Source organism: Roseivivax sp. THAF30 (assembly GCF_009363575.1).
Taxonomy (GTDB): Bacteria; Pseudomonadota; Alphaproteobacteria; order Rhodobacterales; family Rhodobacteraceae; genus Roseivivax; species Roseivivax halotolerans.
Window position 1 is genome coordinate 102,996 of the sequence record NZ_CP045389.1, and the last position, 19,533, is coordinate 122,528.

At 66.7% G+C, this 19,533-nt stretch carries 9 protein-coding genes; 6 read left to right on the forward strand and 3 right to left on the reverse strand.

Going from position 1 to position 19,533, the window contains the following annotated elements:
- Positions 1–303 precede the first annotated feature (303 nt).
- The 3 genes from kdsA to FIU91_RS00440 are packed head-to-tail and all read right to left on the reverse strand — an operon-like array spanning position 304 to position 2,890.
- Positions 304–1,125 (reverse strand): 3-deoxy-8-phosphooctulonate synthase, encoded by an 822-nt coding sequence (kdsA, locus tag FIU91_RS00430; RefSeq protein ID WP_152460987.1) that lies wholly within the window; start codon positions 1,123–1,125, stop codon positions 304–306.
- Positions 1,122–1,910, reverse strand: a complete 789-nt coding sequence (locus FIU91_RS00435; protein WP_152460988.1) for a 3-deoxy-manno-octulosonate cytidylyltransferase — start codon at positions 1,908–1,910, stop codon at positions 1,122–1,124. The genes kdsA and FIU91_RS00435 overlap by 4 nt, the downstream gene beginning before the upstream one ends.
- On the reverse strand, positions 1,907–2,890 hold the full coding sequence (locus FIU91_RS00440; protein ID WP_152460989.1) for an SIS domain-containing protein: 984 nt from the start codon (positions 2,888–2,890) through the stop codon (positions 1,907–1,909). The genes FIU91_RS00435 and FIU91_RS00440 overlap by 4 nt, the downstream gene beginning before the upstream one ends.
- Before the next feature lie 168 nt (positions 2,891–3,058).
- Between FIU91_RS00440 and FIU91_RS00445 the strand changes: the two genes are divergently transcribed.
- From FIU91_RS00445 to FIU91_RS00470, 6 genes are all read left to right on the forward strand, one after another.
- Positions 3,059–5,149: a hypothetical protein gene (locus FIU91_RS00445; RefSeq protein ID WP_152460990.1), complete on the forward strand. Its 2,091-nt coding sequence runs from the start codon at positions 3,059–3,061 to the stop codon at positions 5,147–5,149.
- Between the two features lie 85 nt (positions 5,150–5,234).
- The gene (locus FIU91_RS00450) at positions 5,235–6,071 is read left to right on the forward strand and encodes a glycosyltransferase family 2 protein (RefSeq protein WP_152460991.1); all 837 of its coding nucleotides are present in this window, start codon (positions 5,235–5,237) and stop codon (positions 6,069–6,071) included.
- Entirely contained in the window at positions 6,068–7,435 is a 1,368-nt protein-coding gene (locus FIU91_RS00455; protein ID WP_152460992.1) for an oligosaccharide flippase family protein, read from the forward strand. Before FIU91_RS00450 ends, FIU91_RS00455 begins: the two co-directional genes overlap by 4 nt.
- 108 nt (positions 7,436–7,543) lie before the next feature.
- Entirely contained in the window at positions 7,544–13,999 is a 6,456-nt protein-coding gene (locus FIU91_RS00460; RefSeq protein WP_152460993.1) for a type I polyketide synthase, read from the forward strand.
- Entirely contained in the window at positions 13,996–15,003 is a 1,008-nt protein-coding gene (locus tag FIU91_RS00465) for a glycosyltransferase family 2 protein (RefSeq protein ID WP_152460994.1), read from the forward strand. The genes FIU91_RS00460 and FIU91_RS00465 overlap by 4 nt, the downstream gene beginning before the upstream one ends.
- Entirely contained in the window at positions 15,000–19,529 is a 4,530-nt protein-coding gene (locus FIU91_RS00470) for a MupA/Atu3671 family FMN-dependent luciferase-like monooxygenase (RefSeq protein WP_152460995.1), read from the forward strand. Before FIU91_RS00465 ends, FIU91_RS00470 begins: the two co-directional genes overlap by 4 nt.
- Positions 19,530–19,533 lie beyond the last annotated feature (4 nt).

The window sequence follows — 19,533 nt, forward strand, 5'->3', positions numbered from 1 at the left end:
TTTATGCGGATCACATCGCCTGCAAAAACCGCCTGCGGCACGTGGATTGGAACGTTCGCTTGGGCATCCTGTGCCAAGAGCGGGGATTTTCACGCAGAGAACTTCTACCAAACGCACCAGCGCGCCAGACACGCAAGAAGCGTGCAGCGCCGGTCTGCTGACGTTCCTCAGGGTCAATCCCGTGCGGGATTCCGTCCGAAGGGTCGCCCGGATCGGTTCAGAAGGCCCGCCGGCGATGCTGATCTTGGTCGCAACCCCGTGCGTCCGGTCTTCAAACGGGCGAAAACGGTGCCCTTATTCGGCTCAGCGCGCCTTGGTCAGCCGGTCGATCGCGGCGAGGCCCTCCAAAAGCGGTTGCAGCTTGTCGATCGGGACCATGTTCGGCCCGTCGCTCGGGGCATTGTCAGGGTCTTCATGCGTTTCGATGAAGACCGCCGCGCAGCCGACGGCGATGGCCGCGCGCGCCAGAGGCTCCACGAATTCGCGCTGTCCGCCCGTGGAGGTGCCTTGCCCGCCCGGAAGCTGAACCGAATGCGTCGCATCGAACACGACCGGGTAGCCGGTCTCGCCCATGATCGGCAGTGACCGCATGTCCGAGACCAGCATGTTGTAGCCGAAACTCGCCCCCCGCTCGCAAAGCATGATGCGCTCGTTGCCCGTCGAGGCGATCTTGTCGGCGACATTGCCCATGTCCCAGGGCGCAAGGAACTGACCCTTCTTGACGTTGATCGCAGCGCCGGTCTCTCCTGCGGCGAGGAGAAGGTCGGTCTGCCGCGACAGGAAGGCGGGGATCTGGAGGATATCGACCACCTCGGCCACCGGCGCGCAATGTTCGGGCGCATGAACGTCGGTCAGGACGGGCACGTCGAATTCCGCTTTGATCGTGCCTAATATCTCCAGCCCGGCCTCCATGCCGAGCCCGCGCTTGCCACCAAGCGAGGAGCGGTTCGCCTTGTCGTAGCTCGCCTTGAAGATCCAGGGCACGCCTGCCGCATCCGCCGCGTCGGCGATCCGGGACGCCAGCATCCGCGCGTGATCGAGGCTCTCGAGCTGGCATGGCCCGGCGATCAGGGCGAACGGCGCCGAATTGGAGAGTGTTAGCTTGCCGACAGAGACGTCTTTCATGACAGACCTTCCTTGGCGAGCACGGCTTCGATCCGTGCCACGTCGATGGGGTTGTTGAGTTCCCAGAACACCCGGCCCCGCGCCTCGACCTCGACGCAGGTCACGGGCCAGCCATTCTCGAGGAATCGTAATTGTTCGAGCCCTTCGGCTGCCTCGAGCGGGCCTTCCGGCCAGCCGGCATAGGCGTCGAGCGCGGCGGGCCGGTAGGCGTAGACGCCCACATGGTGCCAGACCTCGGGCGGCGCTTCGAGACTGGCCACGTAGGGCAGCACCTCTTTGGAGAAATAAAGCGCGGTGCCGTCCGCGCGCATGACCGCCGTCGTGCCGCCGACGCGGCCCTCTTTGCGGTCGGTGACGAAATTGGCGAGCGTGTCGGCCTCCGTGCGCAGGACGGGCGTTGCCATCTGCACCCGCTCGTCCGCCATCGCCGCGATGAGCGCATCGAGGAACCAGACGGGCGTCAGCGGCGCGTCGCCTTGCAGGTTCACCACCACGTCAGGCGGCGTGCCAAGCTGGGCGAGACCCTCGGCGCAGCGTTCGGTGCCGTTCCGGGCAGCCGAGCTCGTCATCAGCACCTCGGCCCCGAACCCTTCCGCCGCATCGCGGATGCGCGCATCGTCGGTCAGGACATAGACCGCATCGACCCCGGCGACGCCCTGTGCGGCCTCCCAGCTGCGCTGGATCAGGGTCTTTTTCTCACCCGTCGCACCCGTCAGCTCGACCAGCGGTTTGCCGGGATAGCGCGAGGAGGCGTAGCGCGCGGGAATGAAGACGACGGTCTTCATGCGACCCCCGCCCGCAGCGCGTCATGGATATGGACAAGACCCTGGAGCGCGCCGGTCTCATCGACCACGAACAGCGCCGAGATCTTGCGTGCGTTCATCACGCCCAAAGCCTCGACCAGAAGCGCGTCGGGCAGGATCGTGGTCGGCGTCTTGGTCGCCACCTCGCCGGCTTTGCGGGCCATCAGCCCGTCGAGATTGCGGCGCAAGTCGCCGTCGGTGATGACGCCCTTCAGAGCGCCGTCCTCGACCACGGCCGCAACGCCGAAGCCCTTCGCGGTCATCTCGATCAACGTCTCGCCCATATCCGTATCGGGCGCGACGACCGGCAGCTCGGTGCCTTTGTGCATGACCGCGGCCACGCTCAGAAGCTGCGCGCCGAGGGTTCCGCCGGGATGGAACGAGTGGAAACTATCCCGGTCGAAGCCGCGCGCCTCCATCAGCGCCACCGCCAGCGCATCGCCGAGGGCCAGCGTCATGGTCGTCGAGGTGGTCGGGGCGAGCCGCAGCGAGCAGGCCTCGGGCGCGTCCGGCAGCACCAGCAGGAAGTCCGATTGCCGCGCCAGCGTCGATTGCGCGTTGCGGGTGATCGCCACCATCGGCACGGCGAAGCGGCGCGTATGGGCGATGATATCCACAAGCTCGCGCGTCTCACCGGAATTGGAGATCAGGATCACCGCATCCTCGCGCGTGATCATGCCGAGATCGCCGTGACTGGCCTCTCCGGGATGCACGAATTGCGCGGGACTGCCCGTCGAGGCGAGTGTCGCGGCGATCTTCGCGGCGATATGGCCCGATTTGCCCATGCCGGAGACGATGATCCGGCCCGGTATCTCCAGAAGCCGCGCGACCGCCGGGGCGAAATCCGCCGACAGCTCGTCGGCAAGCAGCGACAGGCCGGCGCTTTCGGTTCGCAGCACGTCGCGCGCGATCTCCGCTGAGCAGCGGGTCAGGTCCGCCGGGTCTCGGGAAGCTGCTGTCATCTCGTGGCCTTTCGCGATCCCGCTCTCTTGCGCTGGTGATAACCCTGCCGCAAGCGGGTGTCCACGCGCGGGGCCCGATGCCTCATTCGTGATGCCTCGGCCCGATTGCGGCAGGGCGGGCGATCAGCCTAGAGTGCGGCTTGGTTTACTGCCAGTCTGGAGTTCCCTGTGTCCGTCTCGTCCCGTCTGATCGCCGCCCTTTGCCTGGCATTGCTGGCCGCGCCGTCCCTTGCCGCGCGCGACACTGTATTCGGACAGGAACCGGGGCCGATCCCCGCGACCCTGTGGCTCGCACAGGCGCAGACCGAGACCCCCCGCGAGGTTGCCGCAGAGGCTGCGTCCCGGGCACCGGCGCTGGCGATGGGGCTCAACGGGATACACGATTGGTCGCCTCAGCAGCCCTTCCTCGACATCTTCAAGACCTCGCGTCCCTGGATCGGACATCTGCCCGGCCAATGGGGCGGGATCGAGACGGATGTCCTGCGGGCCGGTGGTCACATCGATGCGCGTGGCTGGCCGCTCTCCATCCCGGACGAGGCCGAGCGGATCGAGGCGCTTGTTCTCACTGACAGGCCCGAAGAGGCGCAGGAACTGCGCGGCGCCTACGTTCTGACTTACGAAGGGGAGGGCGAGATTTCCGTGACGGGTCTCGCACGCCGCGTCGATGCCGCGCCGGGACGCATCCGCTTCTTCTACGAGCCGGGTCCGGGTGCGGTCGGCGTCTCGATTGCCGCCCTAGATGCGGACAACCCCATCCGTGACATCCGGCTATTTCGGGAAGAACACGAGCCGCTTCTCGAGGCCGGCGCGCTCTTCAACCCGGCCTGGCTTGCGCGGATCGCGGATATGCGCGTTCTGCGCTTCATGGACTGGATGGAGACGAACAATTCGCCCGTCACCGATTGGGACAGCCGCCCGCGCGTCGAGGATGCCACCTATGCCGCCTGGGGCGTGCCGCTGCCGGTGCTCCTGCGGCTGGCGAACGAGGTCGGCGCCGATCCCTGGTTCACGCTGCCGCACATGGCGGACGACGCTTACGTCCGCGCCTTTGCGGAGTCGGTACGGGACGGGCTCGATCCGCGCCTGAAGGCCTATGCGGAATACTCGAACGAAATGTGGAACGATATTTTCGAGCAGGCGCGCTGGGCCGATCGGCAGGCCGAGGAGCTTTGGGGGCCAGGCGACGACCTGCGGATGCAGTTTTATGGAAAACGCGCCGCCGAGGTCATGGATATCTGGGCTGATGTCTTCGACGATGCCGCCGAGGCGCGGCTTGTCCGGGTCTTCGCGACCCATACCGGCTGGGCAGGCCGCGAGGCACGGGCCCTGGCCGCGCCGCTGGCGTTCCTGACGCTCGGCAAGATGCCGCAGGACAGTTTCGACGCTTATGCCGTGACAGGCTACTTCCTGTTCGACTTCGAGGCGCAGGGCGATGCGCTCCTCGCGGATCTCGACGACGCCGAGGCGGCGGCGCAAGAAGCGGGGGAAGCTCAGGGCCTTGCCCGCGTCGCCTTGCGCGAGCATGTGCGCGAGACGCGTTTCAACGAGGCTTTCGGGCCGTTCGCGGAGCGTCTGGAGCCCAATGTCGCGCGCCTCACCGACGAGGTATTTCCCTACCATGCCCAGGCTGCGGAGCAGGCAGGGCTCGACCTCATCATGTATGAAGGCGGCGCGCATCTCGTTCCGGCAGGCCATCCCGAAGCCGAACGTCTGGCGGAATTTCTCAGCGCCTTCGGCTACTCGGATGCGATGGCGGGTCTCTATGATCAGCTTCTCTCCGGCTGGTCTGCGGCAGGCGGAACCCTCTTCAACGCCTTCGTCGACATGGGCCGGGCTTCGCAATGGGGCATCTGGGGCCATTTACGCCATCCTTGGGACGACAATCCGCGCTGGCAAAGCCTCGTGTCCTACAATGACGCGGCTCCTGTACCGGATGCGCGCGGGGCCGCCGTCTTCGCGAACGGCGCTGTCGCGGCGGGAACCAACGGTGATGACGAGATTCGCGGATCTGGCGAGGAGGATCTCATCCTTGCCGGTCCGGGCGACGATCTGGTGATCTCGGGCGGCGGTGCCGACCTTCTGCACGGTGGGGCGGGCGAGGACGAGGCGCGTCTGCCGGGCGTTCAGAGCGACTGGACGATCAGCCGCGACGCAGCCGGGCGCACGCTGGTGCAGTCAGGCTGGCTGATCGTGCGCCTGACCGATTTCGAGCTTTTGAGCTTCGAGGGCACGACCGGCGAAGCCATTTCCTTGCCGTGACGCGCAACCTTCTTTTGGCCATTTTTTCGTGCTTCTGGACGAGTAGCGCGGGACAAGACCCAATCGCCCGCGACCGAGCAGGACCATGAGTGCGACCGACCTGAGCATCATCATACCGGCCAGCAACGAGGCCGCACGTCTCGGCGCTTGCCTCACCGCACTGGCCCGTTCGGACTGGACGCGAGAGGCCCGGCCCGAGGTGATCGTGGTCGAGAACGGCTCCGTCGATGCCACGGCGGAGGTGGCGCGAACCTCCGGGGCATCGCTGTCGAAAAGAGGCTGGTCGTTCGCGGTGATCGAAAGCGCACCGGCCGGAAAGCCGACAGCCCTCAACGCGGGCGATAGGGTCGCGGGGAGCGCCCGGCGCGTGTATCTCGATGCCGATGTCACGGTGTCGCCCGCGCTCCTGTCCGAGATCGCCGAGGCGCTCGATACCCCGGAACCACGGTTCGTTACCGGCACTCTCAGGATCGCCGCGCCTGATAATGCGATCAGCCGGGCCTATGCGCGCTACTGGGCGCGTGTACCGTTCATGTCCGATGCTGTTCCGGGATGTGGTCTGTTCGCGGTCAACTCAGCGGGCCGCGCCCGCTGGGGCGCCTTCCCCGACATCATCTCGGACGATACCTTCGTGCGGCTTTCCTTCGCGCCGCATGAGCGGATCGCCGTCCCCGCGGCTTACGATTGGCCGGTTGTCCGCGGCTTTGGCGCGCTTGCGCGGGTCCGCGCCCGTCAGGATCGCGGGGTCGCCGAGGTGGCACGGCTCTACCCCGCACGCATGGACAACGACGATCATCGCCCGTTTCCCTTGACGCGTAAGCTGCGCCTCGCCTTGCGCGATCCTTTCGCCTTCGCCGTCTATTCCGCCGTGGCCGCCTCGGCACGGCTCAGGCCCGGACAGGGCTGGAGCCGCGGGCGATGACGACATTCGGCCTCTCCCGTCTGCGCGGCGCATCGCTTGGCGCGCGGGCGATCCGCTCTTCGATCTGGACGACGGCGGCCTTTGTCGCCGGTCAGGCCATCCGGCTTGGCGGCAATCTCGTCCTGACCCGGTTGCTCTTTCCCGAGGCCTTCGGCCTGATGGCGCTGGTGGCGGTCATCATGCAGGGCCTGACGAATTTCTCCGATACCGGCGTGCTGCAATCCATCATGCAGCATCGGCGGGCCGAAGATCGGCGGTTTCTCGACACGGCCTTTACCATTCAGGCGATCCGGGGCGTACTTCTCTGGCTCGCCGCCTGCCTTCTGGCCTGGCCCCTGTCGCTCCTCTTCGGCGCCCCACAACTGACCGCGATCCTGCCGGTCGCGGGGCTCTCACTGATTCTCCTGGGCCTCAATCCGATGCGGATCGCTTTGGCGCATCGCAACCTCTTGCTCGGGCGGGTCGCGGGACTTGAACTCGCGGCGCAGACCGGGGGGCTGGTGATCGGCATCGTCCTTGCGTGGCTCACAGGTTCGGTCTGGGCGCTGGTCGTCAGCGGGGTTCTCGGAACCGCGCTTCAGGTCGGTCTGAACTGGGCGCTTCTGCCCGGCGAAGGCGAGCGGCTGAGCTGGGACGCCGAAGCTGCGCGCGAGCTGACCTCCTTCGGAAAATGGATTTTCCTCGCCACGATATGCGGCTTCATCGCAGCGCAGGGCGACCGGATCCTGATCGGTCGTTTCCTCGCGCTGGGCGCATTCGGCGTCTACAATATCGGCTACTTCCTTGCGTCATTTCCCAACATGCTGGGGCGGTTGGTGGCATCCAAGGTGCTGATCCCGATTTACCGCGAAGCGCCTCCGTCCGAGAGCCGCGCCAACTTTCTCAAACTGCGCCGGATGCGCATGATCGTCAGCGCGGCGCTTGTGGGCATGGTCGCGATCATGGGCCTCATCGGTGTCTGGCTCGTCGAGCTTCTATATGACGTGCGCTACGAGCAGGCCGGGCCGGTCACCGTGTTGCTCGCGATTATGTGGATTCCGCAAATCGTGACGCTGACCTACGATCAGGCGGCGCTCGCCCGGGGAGACAGCCGGAACTTCTTCTTGCTGACGCTCGTGCGCGCCGTCGCGATTCTTGTCTGCGTCAGTCTCGGGCTCGCTTTCGCGGGGCTGCCCGGTGCCATCGTCGGGCAGGGCGTTGCGGGACTTCTGACATACCCGGCCGAGGTCTGGCTGTCCCGGAAATCGGGCGCGTGGGATCCGGTGCATGATGTCGTCTTCGGCGGCGTCGGACTTGCCGTTGCCGGAGGGGTGATATGGTTTCACGCCGGTGACATCGCCGCGCTTGCGAGCGCCACGATGTGACGCAGCCGGAAAGGCAATTTGACACGGGACATGTGATAAACTCCGTTTGCCTCAATTTGCCCCAATTCCGGGGCTACAGGATGAGGCCAGGAAAGAGCAGGACGATTCATGACAGACCCGGCCGATCTCCACGGAACCGGCGAAGCCGACATTGCGATTGTCGGCATGGCCGCGCATTTGCCCGGTGCGAACTCTGTCGAGCGGTACTGGTCGAACCTGCGCGCGGGCCTCTCGTCGATCCGCCGTCTCAGCGAGGATGAACTTCTCGAAGCGGGCGAAGCGCCCGGCATGATCCGCCGGAAGGATTACGTGCCATTCGCGGCCCCGCTCGACGGCTACACGATGTTCGATGCGGAGTTCTTCGGCTTCTCGCCGAAGGAGGCCGCGATTCTCGATCCTCAGCACCGCCGCTTCCTCGAGGTCGCATGGGAGGCGATGGAAAGTGCCGGCCACGTTCCGCAGAATTTCCCCGGCGCGGTCGGCGTCTATGGCGGCTGCGGGATGGGGTCGTATTTCTATTTCAACATCTGTTCGAACCCGGATCTCGTCGATCAGACCGGAATGTTCCTTCTGCGCCATACCGGCAATGACAAGGACTTCCTGACCACCCGCGCCAGCCATGTGTTCGACCTGAAGGGTCCGTCGATGTCGTTGCAGACGGCCTGCTCGACCTCGCTCGTGGCCACCCACTACGCGGCGCAGGCTCTTTTGGCGGGCGAGTGCGACATGGCGCTCGCGGGGGGCGTGACGATCGAGCTGCCGCAGGGTCGCGGCTATGTCTTCAAGGAAAACGAAATCCTGTCACCCGACGGTGAATGCCACGCCTTTGACCATCGTGCCGCGGGCACGGTCTTCGGATCGGGCGCTGGCGTCGTGGTGCTGCGCCGCCTCGAGGATGCGCTGGCCGACGGCGATTACATCTGGGCGGTCATCAAGGGCACGGCTGTCAACAATGACGGGGCGGACAAGGCCGGCTATCTCGCGCCTTCCGTGGGAGGGCAGGCCGCAGCGATCTCCGAGGCGCAGGCCATCGCGGATATCGACGCGCGCAGCATCGGCTACGTCGAATGCCACGGCACGGGCACCTATCTTGGCGATCCGATCGAGGTGTCGGCCCTGACGCAAGCGTTCCGCGAGACGACGGATGAAACCGGCTTCTGCCGGATCGGTTCGGTCAAGACCAATATCGGCCATCTCGACACCGCAGCGGGCGTTGCGAGCCTGATCAAGGCCTCCCTTGTGCTGCACCATGCCGAGATCCCGCCCAGCCTTGGCTACGAGGCGCCGAACCCGGCCATCGATTTCGATCACTCGCCATTCCGCGTCAACGACCGCCTGACCCCGTGGCCCGAAACCGGGCATCCGCGCCGCGCCGGGGTCAATTCGCTGGGCGTCGGCGGCACGAATGCCCATGTCGTGCTGGAAGCTGCGCCGGAACGTCCGACCTCGGACGAGGCGGAGTTCCCGTTCCAGATCCTGACGCTCTCGGCGCGGAAGAAAGCAGCGCTCGACGGCAATGCCGCACGTTTGACGGAGTGGTTGCGGACCCATCCCGAGGTGCCGCTCGCCGATGTGGCCTACACGCTCAAGGAAGGCCGCGCGGCTTTCGCAGAGCGGCGCATCGTCGTCGCCGAGAGCCACGAAGAGGCTGCGCGACTTCTCGAAAGCGGTGACCGTCGGCGCGTTCATAGCCACAAGGCACTGAGCGATCCCGACGTCGCTTTCCTTCTGCCGGGTGGTGGCGCGCAATATCCGCAGATGGCAAAGGGTCTCTACGAGACAGAGCCGGTCTTTGCCGAATGGATGGACCGGGGTCTCGATCATCTCTCTGCACTTACCGGCAGCGATCCGCGCGCCGCGTGGCTTGCCGCGCCGGGCGCTGAGGCGGAGAAGACCCTTCTTGTCCCGTCGGTGCAGCTGCCTCTTATCCTCGTGACCGAGATCGCCCTCGCGCGGCTCTGGGAAAGCTGGGGCGTCGTACCCTCGACGCTGATCGGCCATTCGATGGGCGAGAACGCGGCGGCTTGCCTCGCGGGCGTCATGACGTTCGAAGAGGCCATCGGCCTCGTTCACAAGCGCGGCTCGCTCTTCGATACCGTGCCCCGCGGGGGAATGCTTTCGGTCGCGCTCTCCGAGGCGGCGCTTGTCCCGCATCTCGGAGGAGATCTCGATATCGCCTCGATCAATGGCGCGCAGCTCACGGTGGCAACCGGCCCCGATGCCGCGCTCGACGCGCTTGAGAAACGACTGACGACCCAGGGGATCGAATGCCGGCGTATCGGGATCGACATCGCAGCGCACAGCCGGATGCTCGACCCGATCCTGCCGGAGTTCCGCGCGCATCTTGAGACGCTCGACCTGCGCCCGCCCGAGATTCCGATCCTGTCGAACCGCACCGGAACCTGGCTCACCGACGAAGAGGCGACGGACCCTGAATATTGGGTCGGACATCTGCGCAATACGGTGCGCTTCGCCGATGGCGTCGCGCGCGTGGCAGAGACCGAGAACCGTGTCCTTTTGGAAGTCGGGCCGGGTCATGCGCTCTCGGCGCTCGCCCGCCAGCAACCCCAGATCGGCGGCAACCGCGTCGTTGCCAGCTTGCGTCATCCCGACGACGCCATCGCCGATGACCGCTACTTCCACGAAGTGCTTGGCCGCCTCTGGGCGCTCGGTGTCGAGGTCGATTGGGATCAGGTCTGGGGCGAGGCACGGCGGCACCGCGTGCCATTGCCGACCTACGCCTTCCAGCATGCCTCCTACTTCATCGAACCGGGGCAGGCGGCTTCGGCCGATATCGCGGATCGCTATCCCGCACGCCGGGACGATATGGCCGAGTGGGGCGCGGCCCCTGTCTGGCAGCCGCGCGCGGCGGAAGTGCCGGTCGATCCGCACTACGACCTGCACCTACTCGACCCCGAAACCTGGCTCGTCTTCGTGGACGATGCAGGTCTCGCGGCGGCGTCGCTGGCGCCGCTTCGCGCCGCGGGCCATACGGTCGTGGAGGTTCGCCCCGGTGACACCTTCGCAAGACGGGGTGAGCACGAGTACATCCTCGCGCCGGAACGCGGGCGGGAGGGGTATGATCTTCTCCTCGCCGACCTCTCCGCGCGTGGCCTTGTCCCGACGCGCATCGCCCATTTCTGGCTGGTGACCAACGACGAGGCGCACCGTCCCGGTTCCAGCTTCTTCCACCGGCTGCAGGAGCAGGGTTTCTATTCGCTGTTGTTCCTCTCGCAGGCGCTCGTCGATGAAGGCATGTCGGGCCTGCATCTGCAGATTTTCACGAACGGGGCGGTGCAAGTGCGCGATGAGCCCGTGCCATGCCCGGTCAAGGCGACCATCGCCGGCCCTGTCCGAGTGATCCCGCGCGAAGTGCCGGGGCTGACCTTCGGCACGCTCGACGTGACACTTCCCGCCGCTGGCGGAAGCCGCGCCATGTTCGGACGCCGAAAGGTGGATCAGAACAGCATCGCGACGCTTGCAAGCTTTGTCACCGAGGAGCTTCTGATCCCGCCGGGCGCCCGCGAGGCCGCCCTGCGCGGCGGTCGCCGGTTCGAGCGCGCCCTCGCGGACAGGCTCTTGCCTCATACGCCGGACGTGAGCCTGCAAGGCACCATCCTGATCACGGGCGGCTTTGGCGGGATCGCGCGAACGCTCGGCCTGGCTGCCGCGAAGAACGGCGCGAAGCTGGTGCTGGTCTCGCGCACCGTATTGCCGGATCGGTCTGACTGGTCCGAATACCGCCGCCGGCACGCGCCGCACGATCCCGTGAGCCGCGCCATCGCGCATGTGGAGGCGCTCGAAGCGGTCGGGGCCGAAGTCATGGTCGCGACCGCCGATATCTGCGACCTCGCGGCGATGCAGGATCTCGTGCGATCCGCCGAAGACCGGTTCGGCCGCATCAACGGCGTGATCCATGCCGCGGGCCGCCTGTCGGACCAGCCCTTTCTGGCGCTTGGTCCCGCGGATGTGGAAGACACCTTCGCGCCCAAGCTTCACGGGGCCAACGCGGTCAATACGCTGTTTCCGGACGGCTCGGTCGATTGGATCGCGCTCTTCTCCTCGGTCTCGACGATGGCCGCGGCGGCGGGCCAGCTCGATTACGTGGCGGCGAACGAGTATCTCAACGCGATGGCGGCCGCGCGGTCGGGCGGTGCAACGCGTGTCGTGGCGTTGAACTGGGGGATATGGGCGGAAACCGGCATGGCCGCCGACGCCTTGGCCCGGCGAACCGGAGCGACCGAAGAAAGCGCGCCCGAGCCTGCGAACAGACCGCTCCTCGACACGATGCGCTTCGATGCAGCCGGTCGGCGCGTCTTCGCGAAGACATTCTCGACATCGGATTGGATCATCGACGAGCACCGCACCCGCAATGGCACGGCGCTTTTGCCGGGTTCTGCCGTGGTCACGCTCGCCGCTCATGCGCTCGATGCGGCGGGCGAGGGGCACAGTTTCGAGATCCGGGATCTCGCCTTCCTGCGCCCCTTCATCGTGACATCCGGCCAGGGTCGCAAGATGACGTTGCGCCTGTCCCGGACCGAGGCGGGCTATGAGATGTACCTTCTCGAAGATGCGCGCGTGCAGGGCAAGGAGGGGATGCTTCGCTTTGCCGAAGCGGACATCGCGCTCCGTGCGCCCGGGTCTGCGCCGCGTCTCGACCTGGCGGCAATCCGGGCCCGCATGTCGAAGCGCGAGACCGCAGCACCCGGCGAAACGCTCGTCACCGGCCAGGAGACGCATCTTGAGTTTGGTGCCCGCTGGCGGGTCCTTGAGGCGCGCGGGCTCTCGTCGGAGGAAGGACTTGCGGAGCTTGCGCTCTCGCCCTCGGCCTCAGAGGATGGATGCCTCGTTCATCCCGCGCTCTTCGACATCGCCACCGGCTGGGCGATGGATCTCATCTCGGGCTACGAGGCGCGCCACCTCTGGGTGCCGCTGTCCTATGCGAGCATCAAGGTTTATGGCCCCTTGTCGGACAAGGTTCTGAGCTGGGTCCGGCCTAGCGGCGAGGCCCGCGCCGACAGCGAGAGTGCCAGTTTCGACATCTCGCTCGCGTCGCCGGACGGCACGGTGTTGGTCGACATCCGGGGCTTCGCGATCCGCCGGCTCGACGATCCCGCGCAGCTTGCCCGCGCGCCCCGCGCGACCGCGGCGGAGCTGATTTCCGAGGAAGGCGAGGCAGCCGCGCCGCTGTCTCCGGGTGAAGAGCTGTTGCAGCACAATCTCTCCCAGGGGATCCGACCGGAAGAGGGCGCGGAGGCGTTCGCGCGCGCGATGGCGACAGGCGTCCCCGTTCTGGCGGTGAGCCCGATCCCGGTCCATGCACTGAAGGCGCAAGCCGATACCGCCGCACGGGCGGAGACGAGCAACCAAAGCTTCGAGCGCCCGGATATGGACGGCGAGTTCGCAGCGCCCGAGACCGAGGTTGAAAAGCGACTTGCCGGGTTCTGGGCCGAGCTTCTGGGCGTGCGGAATGTCGGGATCGACGACAGCTTCTTCGATCTTGGGGGGCATTCGCTGATCGCGGTGCGGCTGTTCTCGATGGTCAAAAAGGCCTACCGCGTCGATTTTCCGATCTCGATCCTCTTCGAGGCACCGACAATCCGGCAATGCGCGGCGTTGATCGCGGAACGGGCGGGCATCTCGGATGGCCCGGTGGCGGAGGTGCCGGACCGCCCCACGCAAACGCGGCCGGAGCGGCGCTTTTCGCATATCGTCCAGATGCACGAAGGCGGGGCAGGGTCAAAGACTCCGTTCTTCCTCGTGGCCGGCATGTTCGGCAACGTGCTGAACCTGCGCCATCTGGCCTTGCTGCTTGGACGGGACCGGCCGTTCTACGGCCTCCAGGCCAAGGGTCTCTACGGTGATGAGGCCCCGCATGGCACCATCGAGGACGCCGCGCGTGACTACATCGCGGAGATGAAGCAGGTGCAGCCGGACGGCCCGTATCTGGTTGGCGGCTTCTCGGGCGGCGGCATCACCGCCTACGAGATCGCCCGGCAATTGACCGCTCTCGGTGACGAGGTCGCGCTTGTGGCGATGCTCGACACGCCGCTGCCGCAGAAGCGCCCGCTCGCGGCGATCGACCGCGCGGTGATCCAGCTGCACGAAGCGCGGCGCAAGGGGCCCCTCTATCCGGTGATCTGGGCGCGCAACCGTGTGCGGTGGGAGATCGAGAAACGCCGCGACAAGGGCGCGACCGAAAGCGCGGAGACGTTCCACAACGTCGAGATCGAAGCGGCGTTTATCGAGGCGATCGGCCGCTACCAAGTCGCACCATATGGCAGGCGCGTCGCGCTCTTCCGTCCGCCGCTCATGGCCAAATGGCGCGTCGCCGGTGGCCGCCTCGTGAACCATGAACGCGCCTATCTCACCCATGACAATGAATGGGGCGGCTGGGCATCTGAGCTCGAGGTCGTCGAGGTGCCGGGCGATCACGATTCGATGGTGTTGGAGCCCAATGTCCGGGTGCTGGCCGCGGCGCTGAAAAGGATCATCGAGGATGCGGAACGCGGAAGCGCGACCAGTCATGTGACACCTTTCAAGCGCACCGAGGCCGCGGAATGAGCCAGCCGATCGAGACGGTTCTCGCTGTCGTCCTGAACTGGCGCAGCGCCGAGATGACGGAGCGCGCCATGCGTGCCCTGGCCCGGGCGCTGGACGGTCTCGATGCGGAGATCGTCGTGGTCGACAACGACAGCCGGGACGGCTCCGAAGAGGCGCTGCGCCGAGCGGTTGAAAACGGGCAGTGGCCGGTTCCCGTGCGCGTCGTGCAGTCGGGCCATAATGGTGGCTACGGCTTCGGGAACAATGTCGGTATCCGCGCGGGTCGCAGTGACGGCAAGCGCCCGGATGCGGTGTATATCCTCAATTCCGATGCGTTTCCCGACAAAGACGCGATCCGCGCGCTCATCCACTATCTCGATGCACATCCCGAGGTCGGCCTTGCGGGATCTCAGCTTTACAACGATGAAGATCCGCACCATTCGAGCGCGTTCCGGTTCCCGACCCTCGCGGGCGAGTTCGAGCAGACCGCGCGCACGGGTCCGATCTCGAAGCTCCTCTGGGAAAAGCGGATCGTGATCGCCGATCTCACGCGGACGCGGCAGGTCGACTGGCTGGCCGGCGCCTCGGCCATGATCCGGCAGGACGTTCTCGATCAGATCGGCCTCTTCGACGAGGATTTCTTTCTCTATTACGAGGAAACCGAGCTTTTTCTGAGGGCGCGACGGGCCGGCTGGGCGACGATGTACGTCACCGAGAGCCGTGTGCGGCACCTCGGGTCGGTCTCGACCGGCATGAAGGACTGGCACGAGTTCCCGGATTACTGGTTCGAAAGCCGCTGGATGTATTTCGAGAAGGCACATGGGCGCGGCTATGCCGCCGCCGCGACGCTGGCGCGTGGCGCGGGCCTTCTGGTCTGGAAACTGCGCCGCCTTCTGGGTGCGCCGCGTCTCGATGCGCCGGGCATGTTTCGGCGCCTCATGGTGCACGGTCTGCGCCGGTTCTTCGGCACCAGCGCGCGCGGCACCCATCCCCTTACCGCAGAACCTCGAAGGAGCGAGCCATGAGCTTCACGGCGATCCTGATCGGCAACGACCGTCTCACCCGCGAGGCCGGGGTCAAGTTGCGCGCTGCGGGTCACACGCTCACCGCCTGCGTGACGCGCGATGGGGATGTCGCGGACTGGGCGTCGAAGGAAGGCGTGCGGGTTATCGCACCCGGTCCAGGTCTTGCCGAGCGGCTCGAGGGTTGCGCGGCGGACTGGCTCCTGAGCGTCGCCAACCTTGATCTTCTGCCTCCCGAGATCCTGCGGCTCGGACGCAAGGGCGGCGTCAATTTCCACGATGGCCCGCTGCCCGCCTATGCCGGCGTCAACGCGCCGGTCTGGGCTATCCTGAACGGCGAGACGCGGCATGGCATCACTTGGCACATGCTCGACGAATGCGTCGATCGCGGTGACATCCTCGTCGCGCGCTCGGTCGAGATCGCGCCCGAGGATACCGCGCTGACGCTCAACACCAAGTGCTTCGCCGCCGCGCTGGACAGTTTCGACACGGTGATTGCCGAACTCGAGGCGGGTGCCCAGAACCGCGCGCCGCAAACCTCGGACCAACGGAGCTATTTCGGGCTGAAGGATCGCCCCGCGCATCACGGAACGCTCGATTTCTCGCAGACCTCGGCGCAAATTCTGCGGCTCGTCCGGGCGCTCGACCACGGCGGCTATCCCAACCCCGTCGCTCTGCCGAAGCTCCGGACGGACGGTGCGCTCTTCGCCATCGGGCAAGCGCAGACTGCCGAAGGGCGCGGCCAGCCAGGCGAGGTTCTCTCGGTCGCTTACGAAACGATCACCATTGCCACAAGCGACGGCGCAGTGCGGCTTTCGGGCCTGCAGCGCCTCGACGGATTAGGCGAGCTGCCCAACGCTGGCACGGTTCTGCCTGAACCGCCTGAGGACGATCTGTCGGATCTCGCGCGCGGAGAGTTTCACTGGCGGCGTGCGTTGAGCGGCTACATTCCGGCGCGGCTGCCGGGCTTCGGAGCGCCGACCGGGGAGACGGCGCAGATGACGGTGTCGGACATCCCGCCTCATGCGCTGGCGGCGCTCGCGGCGCGCCTTGCTCCCGAAGGACGGGCGGACATCGCTCTCGTGACCCTCACGAGCGTGCAGCGCGCGGCTTCGGGCCTCGCGCTGCCCTGGATGCCGATTGCCGCGCATGCCGAAGGACCGGCGGATGCGTTCCGGGAGCAGATGACGGTCAAATTCAACGCGGCGCGCAACGCCGGTCCGCTTGCACGCGATCTGGGGCACCGCCTATCGCCAGCCATGTCGCTCGCGACGCCCGCGTTGGCGTTAAGCGAAGGCGCCGGGCCTCTGCCGGGTGCGCTTTTGACGTTGGAGACCGGCGCGGTTCAACGCTTGCATTATGACGCTGGGGCGATGACCGCGTCTATGGCGGAGCTCCTCGCGGCACGTCTGAACCAGCTTGCCGAATGGTCCGGCGACATGGCCGATGCGCCGCTTCTGAGCGAAGCGGAGCGCGCGCTTACGCTGGAGACCTGGAACGCGACGGAGACGCCGCTTGCCGACCGGACGATGCTCGACCGCTTCGAGGCAACGGCGCAGGCGCACCCCGAACGCGTGGCCGTTGTCTTCGAAGATCAGTCGCTGAGCTATGCCGACCTCGACGGGCTCGCCAACCGGATCGCGCACCTGTTGCAGGGTGCAGGCGCCGCAGAGGGCGCAATTGTCGGGCTGCATCTGGAACGCGGACCGCGCCTCGTGGCTGCGGCTCTCGGCGTTCTGAAGGCCGGCGCGGCATATTTGCCAATCGACCCCGCCTATCCCGCGGAGCGGCAGGCGCATTACCTCTCCGACAGCGGCGCGGCGATCGTTCTGACCGAAAGCGCGATCGCGCGGTCACTCCCTCGCCATGCCGCGAAGGAAATCCGTCTCGATATCGAGCCCAAGCTGTTCTCGGTCCCCGCCACGCGGCCCGATCCCGGCCCGGACGCCGAGGCGCTCGCTTATCTCATCTACACATCCGGCTCTACCGGCACGCCAAAAGGCGTGATGGTCGAACACGCGCAGGTCGCCAATTTCTTCACCGGCATGGATGCCGTCGTGCCGGACGCGGGCGGCACATGGCTCGCGGTGACGAGCCTCAACTTCGATATCTCGGTGCTGGAGCTCTTCTATGCACTCTCGCGCGGCTACAAGGTGGTCATGGCCTCCGAGAACGTGGCGAGCGGCGTATCCTCCGGCGCGCGGCGCGCCTCGGGCATGGCGATGTCGCTCTACTACTGGGGCAACGACGACGGGACAGGGCGCGACAAATACCGCACGCTCCTCGAAGGCGCGAAATTCGCGGACGCGCACGGGTTTACCGCCGTCTGGACGCCGGAGCGGCACTTTCACGCGTTCGGCGGTCCCTATCCGAACCCCTCGGTGACAGGCGCGGCGGTGGCCGGCGTCACCAGCCGGATCGGCGTGCGTGCCGGCTCCTGCGTCGCACCGCTGCACCATCCTGCCCGCGTGGTCGAGGAATGGGCGGTGATCGACAACCTCACCGAAGGCCGCGCGGGCCTGGCCATCGCGAGCGGCTGGCAGCCCGATGATTTCGTGCTCCGCCCCGAGAACGCGCCGCCGGACAACAAGCGCGCGATGATAGAGTCGATCGACCAGATCCGCCGGCTCTGGCGCGGTGAAGCGGTGGCCTTCCCGCGGGCCGACGGCTCCCTGCACGAGGTCGTGACGCAGCCGCGTCCGATGTCGAAGGAGCTGCCGCTCTGGATCACGACGGCGGGCAATCCCGAGACCTGGAAAGAGGCTGGGCGTCTCGGCGCTAACGTGTTGACGCACCTTCTGGGGCAAAGCATCGACGAGGTCGCCGAGAAGATCGCGCTCTACCGACAAGCGCGGGCAGAGGCAGGGTTCGATCCGAAAACGGGTGAAGTGGCCCTGATGCTGCATACCTACCTTTCCGAGACGCGAGACGCGGCACGCGAGATCGCGCGCGAGCCGATGAAAGATTACCTGCGTTCGGCGGCGGGTCTCATCAAGCAATATGCCTGGGCCTTCCCGGCCTTCAAGAAGCCCGCGGGCGTCACGAACCCGATGCAGCTCGACCTTGGCGCGCTCGAGCCGGATGAGCTCGAGGCGATCCTCGATCATGCCTTCGAGCGCTATTTCAACGAAAGCGGCCTTTTCGGCACGATCGAGGATGCCGAGGCACGCGTCGCCGAAGTGCAGGCCATCGGCGTGAGCGAGATCGCCTGCCTCATCGATTACGGCATCGCGCCGGACACGATCCTAGAAGGGCTGCATCCCTTGGCCGAAGTCGTCTCGCGCGTGACGGGGCCGGACCTTCCGGCGGAGGACGATTTCTCCGTCGCGGCGCAGATCCGGCGGCACGATGCGACGCATCTGCAATGCACGCCGTCGCTGATGCGGCTGATGCTGGCAGATGACGGCGCCCGGGCGGCGCTCGGTAGCCTCAGCCATGTCTTCCTCGGCGGTGAGGCGCTTCCCGGACCGTTGGTTGCGGCGCTGGGCAAAGCGACGGATGCGTGCGTCACGAACATGTATGGCCCGACCGAGACGACGATCTGGTCGGCTTGCGGCCCTGCATCACCTGGGGACGGTGTGGTGCCTGTAGGCGCGGCCATCGCCAATACGCGGCTCTACGTTCTCGACGACGCGATGGAGCCGCAGCCTATTGGCGTGCCCGGCGAGCTTTGGATCGGTGGCGCCGGCGTTGCGCGCGGCTACTGGAAACGCGCGGCGCTGACCGAAGAGCGCTTCCGCCCGGACCCGTTTCACGGGGGACGCATGTATCGCACCGGCGATCTCGTCGCGCGCCGGGCCGATGGATGTCTCGACTTCCTCGGCCGCGCCGATGGCCAGGTCAAGCTGCGCGGCATGCGGATCGAACTTGGCGAAGTCGAGGCCCGTCTCGAGGCATTGGAGGGCGTGCGGCAGGCCGCCGCCGTGGTCCGCGACAACCGGCTTCTGGCGTTCGTCACGGGGGATGCGGGCGATGAAATCCAGATGAAGGCGACGCTCGAAGCACGGCTGCCTGCCCATATGGTCCCGGCGCGGATCGTAACGCTCGACGAGCTGCCGCTCACCCCGAACAAGAAAGTGGATCGCGCGCGGCTGCCCGAACCGACAGAGCCCAAAACGACCCGGCCCGCGCCGATACCGAAAGACGCACGCCCCGTGCGCCCCGCTCAGGCGGGAGACGCGGCAACGCTGGCAGAGCTGGGCGAGGTCTGGTCAGCAGTGCTCGGTGTCTCGCAGATCGGCGGGTCCGACAATTTCTTCGCCCTTGGTGGTCATTCGCTTCTGGCGGTCGAGCTCTTTCGCGCGGTCCGGGACCGTTTCGGCGTGACCAGCTTCGCGATCACCGATGTCTTCCGGTTCCCGACGCTGGGCGGCATGGCCGGACGCATCGGCGAGTTGCGGGGCGATGTTCCGGCACCGGCGGTGCGGGCCGCCGAGACGCCCGCAAGCCCCGCCCGGAATGCGCGGGCGGAAGCTCGCCGCGCGGCGATGGCGCGGCGACGGCAGATGCGCGCGCGGCAGGACGGGTGACCCC